Annotated in this window: 9 protein-coding genes; 5 read left to right on the top strand and 4 right to left on the bottom strand. The window is 74.2% G+C overall.

Going from position 1 to position 6,499, the window contains the following annotated elements:
- From KBX39_RS19510 to KBX39_RS19495, 4 genes are all read left to right on the top strand, one after another.
- Positions 1–359 (top strand): MBL fold metallo-hydrolase (locus tag KBX39_RS19510; protein ID WP_369010118.1); only part of this gene is annotated, 359 nt, incomplete at its 5' end.
- Between the two features lie 2 nt (positions 360–361).
- Positions 362–1,288, top strand: coding sequence for a hypothetical protein (locus KBX39_RS19505; protein WP_166455840.1), 927 nt, complete (start codon positions 362–364; stop codon positions 1,286–1,288).
- Between the two features lie 37 nt (positions 1,289–1,325).
- Positions 1,326–2,066: a hypothetical protein gene (locus KBX39_RS19500; RefSeq protein ID WP_043326717.1), complete on the top strand. Its 741-nt coding sequence runs from the start codon at positions 1,326–1,328 to the stop codon at positions 2,064–2,066.
- 42 nt (positions 2,067–2,108) lie between these two features.
- Positions 2,109–3,071 (top strand): GNAT family N-acetyltransferase, encoded by a 963-nt coding sequence (locus tag KBX39_RS19495; protein WP_043326715.1) that lies wholly within the window; start codon positions 2,109–2,111, stop codon positions 3,069–3,071.
- Positions 3,072–3,146: 75 nt separating this feature from the next.
- On the opposite strand, the gene KBX39_RS19490 is transcribed toward KBX39_RS19495, so the two are convergent.
- Positions 3,147–3,602: a gamma-glutamylcyclotransferase gene (locus KBX39_RS19490; protein WP_030501227.1), complete on the bottom strand. Its 456-nt coding sequence runs from the start codon at positions 3,600–3,602 to the stop codon at positions 3,147–3,149.
- Positions 3,603–3,708: 106 nt separating this feature from the next.
- On the opposite strand from KBX39_RS19490, the gene KBX39_RS19485 reads away from it, so the two are divergent.
- The gene (locus KBX39_RS19485) at positions 3,709–5,112 is read left to right on the top strand and encodes an NAD(P)H-quinone dehydrogenase (RefSeq protein WP_043326713.1); all 1,404 of its coding nucleotides are present in this window, start codon (positions 3,709–3,711) and stop codon (positions 5,110–5,112) included.
- 17 nt (positions 5,113–5,129) lie between these two features.
- Here the strand turns inward: KBX39_RS19485 and KBX39_RS19480 are convergent, their stop codons facing one another.
- From KBX39_RS19480 to KBX39_RS19470, 3 genes are all read right to left on the bottom strand, one after another.
- A complete protein-coding gene (locus tag KBX39_RS19480) occupies positions 5,130–5,783 on the bottom strand; it encodes a DUF998 domain-containing protein (RefSeq protein WP_210871860.1) in 654 nt (217 codons plus the stop codon).
- Between the two features lie 96 nt (positions 5,784–5,879).
- On the bottom strand, positions 5,880–6,062 hold the full coding sequence (locus KBX39_RS19475; protein WP_210871858.1) for a hypothetical protein: 183 nt from the start codon (positions 6,060–6,062) through the stop codon (positions 5,880–5,882).
- 38 nt (positions 6,063–6,100) lie between these two features.
- Positions 6,101–6,499, bottom strand: a 399-nt coding sequence (locus KBX39_RS19470) for a DedA family protein (RefSeq protein WP_369010117.1), incomplete at its 5' end; no start/stop codon positions are given.

The following is a 6,499-nucleotide window of genomic DNA, read 5'->3' as shown; positions in this document are numbered from 1 at the left end:
TCACCGTCGCCGGAGTGCCGGTGCGGACGTACGGCGGGCAGCACGCGGTCATCCACCCGGACATCCCGGTGATCCCGAACATCGGCTACCTGTTCGCCGACGTCCTCTACCACCCGGGCGACGCGCTGTTCGTCCCGGACGACGTGCAGGTGGACACGCTGTTCGCCCCGATCCACGCGCCCTGGTCGAAGTTCTCCGAGGTGGTCGACTTCATCCGCGCGGTCGCCCCGCGCCGGGCGTACGCGCTGCACGACGCGCTGCTCAACGGCAACGGCCTCGGCGTGCTGGACCGGCAGTACACCGCGTTGTCCAAGACCGACTACCGCCGTCTGGAGCCGGGCACCCGGATCGACGTCTGAGCATGGCCGAGGTGCCCGCGGAGGTGATCCGGCAGCTCTACGCCACGCCGCCGGACCGGTTCGTCGCGGCCCGGGACGCCGCCGTCGCGCAGGCGCGGCAGTCCGGCGACCCGCGTACCGCCCGCGAGATCGCCAAGCTGCGCCGGCCCACGGTGGCGGCCTGGCTGGTCAACCTGCTCGCCATCCGCCGGCCCGAGCTGGTCGCCGACCTGAGCCAGCTGGCCGAGTCGCTGCGTGCCGCGCAACGCGACCTGCGCGGCGGCACGCTGCGGGAACTGTCCGCGCAGCGGCGCGCCGTCGTGGGCGCGCTGGTGGCGGAGGTACGCCGTCTCGCCGCCACCGAACCCGCCGCGCCACCGGCCGGGCGGCTGCCGCTGGGCGAGGTCGAGGCGACACTCAACGCCGCGCTGTCGGACACCGAGGTGGCCGAACAGGTACGCGCCGGACGCCTGCTGCGGGCCAGCCACTACGCCGGGTTCGGCGAGGTGCCCCGCCCCCAGCTGCGGCTCGTGACAGGGGGCGAGGAGGCGCCTGTCGTACCGGATCGGGCGGTTGAGCGGGCCGACGCGCGCCGGGCCCGCGACGAGCGGGCGGCGCGGGCCGAACGGGCCGGGCGGCGGCGGACCGCGACCCGGGAGCTGACCCGGGCCCGGACGGACCTGGACCGGGCCGAGAAGGAGCTGGCGGCGGCCGACGCGGCCGAGCGGGACGGCGCCGCGACGCTGGACCGGATCGAGACCGAACTGGCCGAGCTGGAGCGTCGCCGGGCCGTGGCCGAGCAGGAGCTGAGCCGGGCCCGGCTGGCCCGGCGGGGCGCGGAACGGGCGGTCACCGCGGCCCGGCGCCGGGCCGGTGAGGTGGAGGCCGTGTTGGAGGCGCTCGACGCCGAAGAGGGGGATGCCGACACCGGTGACGACCGGGCAGACTGAGCGTGATGAATGGCTACGGTGGAGTGACGGGCGGCCGATGACTCCGGAACAGCTCGCCGCCGCCTGCAAACCGCTGGTGCTCGAACTCGGGGAGGCGTTCGCGCGCTGCCCGTCCACGCTGCGCCGGGCGCGGCTGCTGGGCATCTCCGGGTGGGCCTTCTACATCACCGGACGGGCCGGTGCGCTCGGTGACGTCCGCGCCGAGACCGTCGCCGCGGCGCTGGGCTTCATCGCCCCCGAGGCGGTCACCGACGGCTGGGACGCCGCCGCGCGCACCGTCCCGCCGCTGGAGGTGGCCGCCGCCAACCTGGCCGAGTGCTGCCGGTGGGGCACCGCCCGGCTCGGTGACGGCGCCGAGTCGTCCCGGCTCGCCGCGCTGCTGGGCCGGGCGGTCGAGGCGGCGGACGGCAGCGGCATGCCGCTGTTCGCCGCCTGGCGGGCCATGCCCGTGCCCGACCCGTCGCCGGGCGCCCGGGCGGCGGTCGGCATGCTGCTGCTGCGCGAGCACTTCGCCGGGGCGTACCTGCTGGCGGTACGCGCGGCCGGTCTGACCCCGCTGGAGGCGGTGCTGGCCGGGCCGGAGGGTGAGGCGGGCGCGGCGGCGTGCGGCTGGGCGCCCCCGTACCCGCCGGTCGGGCCGCTGGTGCGACGCCGACTGTGGGCCGAGGCGGTGACCGACCGGCTGGCGTCGGCGGCGTTCCGCGCGCTCAGCACCGCCGAGGGGGCGGAGCTGCTGGGTCTGCTCGCCGCCGCGCGGAAGCGCGCCCGGCGCGGATAAATGGGAGGCGGCCCCGCTGGTCCGGCTGCCAGGATCTGGCCCGTGACGCTCCCCGCCGGCTGGTCGGCCCGCCGCCCGACCCTCGACGACGTGCCCGCGATCCTGGCTGTGGTGCACGCCTCCGACACGTTCGCCGTGGGCTACCCCGACTTCGACGCCGAGGATGTGCGGTCCGCGCTGATCGCGCCGTTCGTCGACCCGGCGCGGGACTCCTGGCTGGTCACCGACCCGGACGGTACGGCGGTGGCCTGGTCGATCCTGGCCAACCCCAGCGGTGTCGGCCGGGAATGGGTGGACGTCCTGGTCGACCCCGACCGTGGCGCCGACCTGCGCGCGCCGCTGCTGGCGCGGCTGCTGGAGCGGGTCGCCGAACGTGCCGCCGAGCGCGGCCTGCCCGCGCTCACCGCCCGCGCCGGCGTGTACGCGCCGGAGACCCGCTGGGCCGGTGAGCTGGCCGAGGCCGGGTTCACCCGGATCAAGCGCTACATCCGGATGAGCCGCTCGCTGGCCGACCTGCCCGCCGAGCCGGCGCCCCCGCCCGGGGTGACGGTGCGGCCGCTGCGCGCCGACGACGAGAACGACCTGCGGCTGTTCCACCGGATCTACGACACCGCGTTCCGGGACACGCCCGACCACGACCCGCTCGACTTCGAGCAGTGGCGGGACCTGCTGCCCTCGTACGGGAAGGTCTGGGACGAGTGGTTCCTGGCCGAGGTCGACGGCGAGCCGGCCGGCGCGCTCCAGTCCTCCGACCAGGCGCTCGACCAGGACCGGGGGTGGGTGCGGACGCTGTCGGTGCTGCCCGCGTACCGGCGGCGCGGGGTGGGTGCGGCGCTGCTGCGCCGGGCCTTCGCGGTCTACGCGGCGAAGGGCCGCGAAGGGGCCGGGCTCGGTGTCGACCTGGCCAACCCGACCGCACCGGTCACGCTCTACCGCTCCGTCGGGCTGGTGGAGGAGCGCTGGGTCGACATGTACGAGCGGAGCGTGCCCGCCTCGCGGGTGTGACCCGGCACCCCTCGTACCGGGGTCGCCGAGCGCGGGTGCGGCCGCACGGCGCACACTGTGGGTGTGGGAGACGCGCTACGCGGACGCGGTGCCGGTGGGGCGGGACCGCAGCTCGGTGACGTAGTCGTCCGGCGCGCCCGCCTTCTCCGCGGCGTTCGCCAGCTCCGACAGGTACCACGCGGTGGGCAGCCCGCCCTCGTAACCGTCGAACACGTAGACCCACGCGGTCACGTCGCCGTCGAGCGTCGACACGCGCACGGTCAGCCTGCGGTACGTCTCGGCGGTCACGCCCTCGATCTCGTCGAGCTGCGCGGCGTCGTACGGGTGGATGTCGTAGAGCGCCACGAAGACCCGGTCACCCGGGGACTCGACAACGGTGCTGACCGAGCCCTCCCATCCGATGACGTCCTCGCCGGCGAAGGTGAGCCGCCACCCCTCCAGCCAGCCGGTACCCACCATCGGCGAATGCGGGCAGTAGGCGCGCATGCGGGCCGGGTCCAGGTTTGAGCCGTAAGCAGCGTAGAGACGCACGGCGACGACGATAGCCCGGCTGGCGGGTGGGGGAGAATACGACAGTGCGTGTCGAACCCGACGGGGAGAAGAAAGTCACTGTGAGCACAGACGAGGGGCTAATGCTGTGAGCCAGATCGTGATCATCGGCGGCGGGCCGGCCGGGTACGAGGCGGCCCTGGTCGCCGCGCAGTTGGACGCCGAGGTCACAGTGGTCGAGGCGGAGGGGGCCGGCGGCGCCTGCGTGCTCTCCGACTGCGTGCCCTCCAAGACGTTCATCGCCAGCTCCGAGGTGGTCACCGGCTACCGGGACACCGAGGAGTTCGGCGTGCACTCCGACGGCCTGGAGGCGGTCACCGTCGACGCCCGGGCGGTGCACGAGCGGGTCAAGCGGCTCGCGCTGGCCCAGTCCGCCGACATCCACACCAAGCTGGTCAAGGCCGGCGTCGAGTTCGTGGCCGGCACCGCCCGGCTGGGCGAGGACACGCTCGGCCACACCCACCGCGTGATCGTCACCCCGGCCGGCGGCGGCGAGGAGTACTCCATCGCCGCGTCGACGGTGCTCGTCGCGACCGGCGCGACCCCGCGCCAGTTGCCCACCGCCGTACCGGACGGCGAGCGCATCCTGACCTGGCGTCAGGTGTACGACCTGCCCGACCTGCCCGAGCACCTGATCGTGGTCGGCTCCGGCGTGACCGGCGCCGAGTTCGCCAGCGCGTACCTGGCCATGGGCGTCAAGGTCACGCTGGTCTCCAGCCGGGACCGGGTCATGCCGCACGAGGACGCCGACGCCGCGATGGCGATCGAGCGGGTGTTCCGCAACCGGGGCATGAGCATCCTGAACAACTCCCGCGCCGAGGCGGTCCGCCGCGTCGGCGACGGGGTGGAGGTGGTGCTCTCCGACGGCCGCCAGGTCACCGGCTCGCACGCGCTGATCGCCGTCGGCTCGATCCCGAACACCGCCGATCTGGGCCTGGCCGAGTACGGCGTGGAGCTGGCCCGGGGCGGTTACGTGACTGTCGACCGGGTGTCCCGTACCAACGTGCCGGGCATCTACGCGGCCGGCGACTGCACCGGCGTGCTGCCGCTCGCGAGCGTCGCGGCCATGCAGGGCCGGATCGCCATGTGGCACGCGCTGGGCGAGGCGGTCCGGCCGCTGCGGCTGCGTACCGTCGCGGCGAACGTCTTCACCGACCCGGAGCTGGCCACGGTCGGCGTCTCCCAGGACGAGGTGGACGCCGGCAAGACCCCGGCCCGCCAGGTGATGCTGCCGCTGTCCGGCAACGCGCGGGCGAAGATGGACGACCTGGCAGACGGCTTCGTCAAGCTGTTCTGCCGTCCCGCGAGCGGCCAGGTGATCGGCGGCGTGGTGGTGGCGCCGAAGGCCAGCGAGCTGATCCTGCCGATCACGATGGCGGTGGAGAACAACCTCACCGTCAACGAGCTGGCCCACACCATCACCATCTACCCGAGCCTGTCCGGCTCCATCACCGAGGCCGCCCGCCAGCTCATGCTCCACGAGCTGGAGTAGCCCCCTTCTTTCATCGATCATGGAGTTGCGGCCCCCGACCCGACCGGTATGCCCGGTCTGTGCGGGGTCACAACTGCATGATCGACGACTTTGGTCAGGGTGAGGTGCAGGGCCAGGGTGGTGATGACTGCCGTCTCCGTGAGGATGAGCGCGCGCTCGATCAGGCCCAGCAGGGCCCGGTCGCCGGGGTAGGCGGACCAGATCATCGCGCCCGCCAGCAGCAGGCTGGCCACGGTCAGGCCGCGCAGCCAGGCCGCGGCTCCCGCGACCGGGTTGCGGGCCAGCAGCCAGCCGGCCACCGGTAGGGCCAGGAACGACAGCACCGAGGCGTACCGGTGCACGTACGCGGCGGTGTCCATCGGCGTACCCGGCTCGTTAGTGGGCACCACCGCCGCGGCCAGCAACCCGGCCGACCAGGCGGTGAGCAGCGCGAGCGGCACCCGGCCCGCACCGGCCCGGCGCAGCGCCGGCAGCAGCACCACGCTGGCCGCCGCGAGCACCGCCATCGCGGTGTCGATGACGCCGCCCCGATCGGACACGGCGAAGTCGCTGACGGTCAGCGACCAGGGATCCAGATCGTCGCTCACCCCGACGTGACCCATCACCGCGAGCACCGCCGCCAGGACGATCCCGCCGAGGGCCAACAGGCCGCTGCTCCGCGTTCCAGGCATACGGCCAGCCTGTCGCCGGAACAGCCCCAGACGGATCCGGGACCACCACCCACTTCGCTACCCGGGTCGTCCCCTACCGGACCCCCGAGAACGGCGTCAGGTCCCGTCGGGTGAAGGCGCATCGTCTGCCGGGTCTCCCGTCGACTGCGCGCCGTTGATCGAGGCCAGCATCTGTTCTCTGAGCTGCCCGCGCCGGGTCACGCGCTCGGCGTCATCCCATGAGGGATCGATTCGCCGAGCCCTGGCCTTGACGTCGTGCCACGCCGCCGTGTCGCTCATAGCCTGTTCTTCCTTCACGTCGATCAGGTGCTCGGGGGTCAGCTGCCGGTCGAGTCGGCGGTGGCCTCGGCGCGGGTCTGCCGGGCGCTGCTGATCCAGGTCATCGCCCACCCGGCCAGCGCGAACCCGGCCGCCGCCACCCCACCGATCAGCAGCAGCCGCCACGCCGAGTGGGTCAGCGCCGTACCGCCCAGATGGCCGACGAGTGCGCCGTAACTGGACCAGGCGAGCGCCGCCGCCGCCTCGTAGGGCAGGAAGAGGCGGTACGGGTAGCGGCTGCGGCCGGCCGAGAAGCAGGCCGCCATCCGGCCGCCGGGCACGAACCGGCAGAGCAGGATCACCAGCGGCCCCGGCTCGCGCAGCCCGCGGGTGACCCGGGTGACGGCCCGGCGTGCCCGTCCGCGTGGCGTGGCCCGTGCCGGCCGGCGGGTCGGCGT

The organism is Micromonospora sp. D75, from assembly GCF_018070405.1.
In the GTDB taxonomy this organism is placed as follows: domain Bacteria; phylum Actinomycetota; class Actinomycetes; order Mycobacteriales; family Micromonosporaceae; genus Micromonospora; species Micromonospora chalcea.
The sequence above is the reverse complement of the archived record's forward strand: the minus strand, read 5'-3'. Positions and strand labels throughout refer to the sequence as shown.

Coding starts and splice junctions, on each gene's coding strand:
- KBX39_RS19505 (WP_166455840.1), top strand. CDS start 362: ATGGCCGAGGTGCCCGCGGAGGTGATCCGGCAGCTCTACGCCACGCCG.
- KBX39_RS19500 (WP_043326717.1), top strand. CDS start 1,326: ATGACTCCGGAACAGCTCGCCGCCGCCTGCAAACCGCTGGTGCTCGAA.
- KBX39_RS19480 (WP_210871860.1), bottom strand. CDS start 5,783: ATGCCTGGAACGCGGAGCAGCGGCCTGTTGGCCCTCGGCGGGATCGTC.
- KBX39_RS19475 (WP_210871858.1), bottom strand. CDS start 6,062: ATGAGCGACACGGCGGCGTGGCACGACGTCAAGGCCAGGGCTCGGCGA.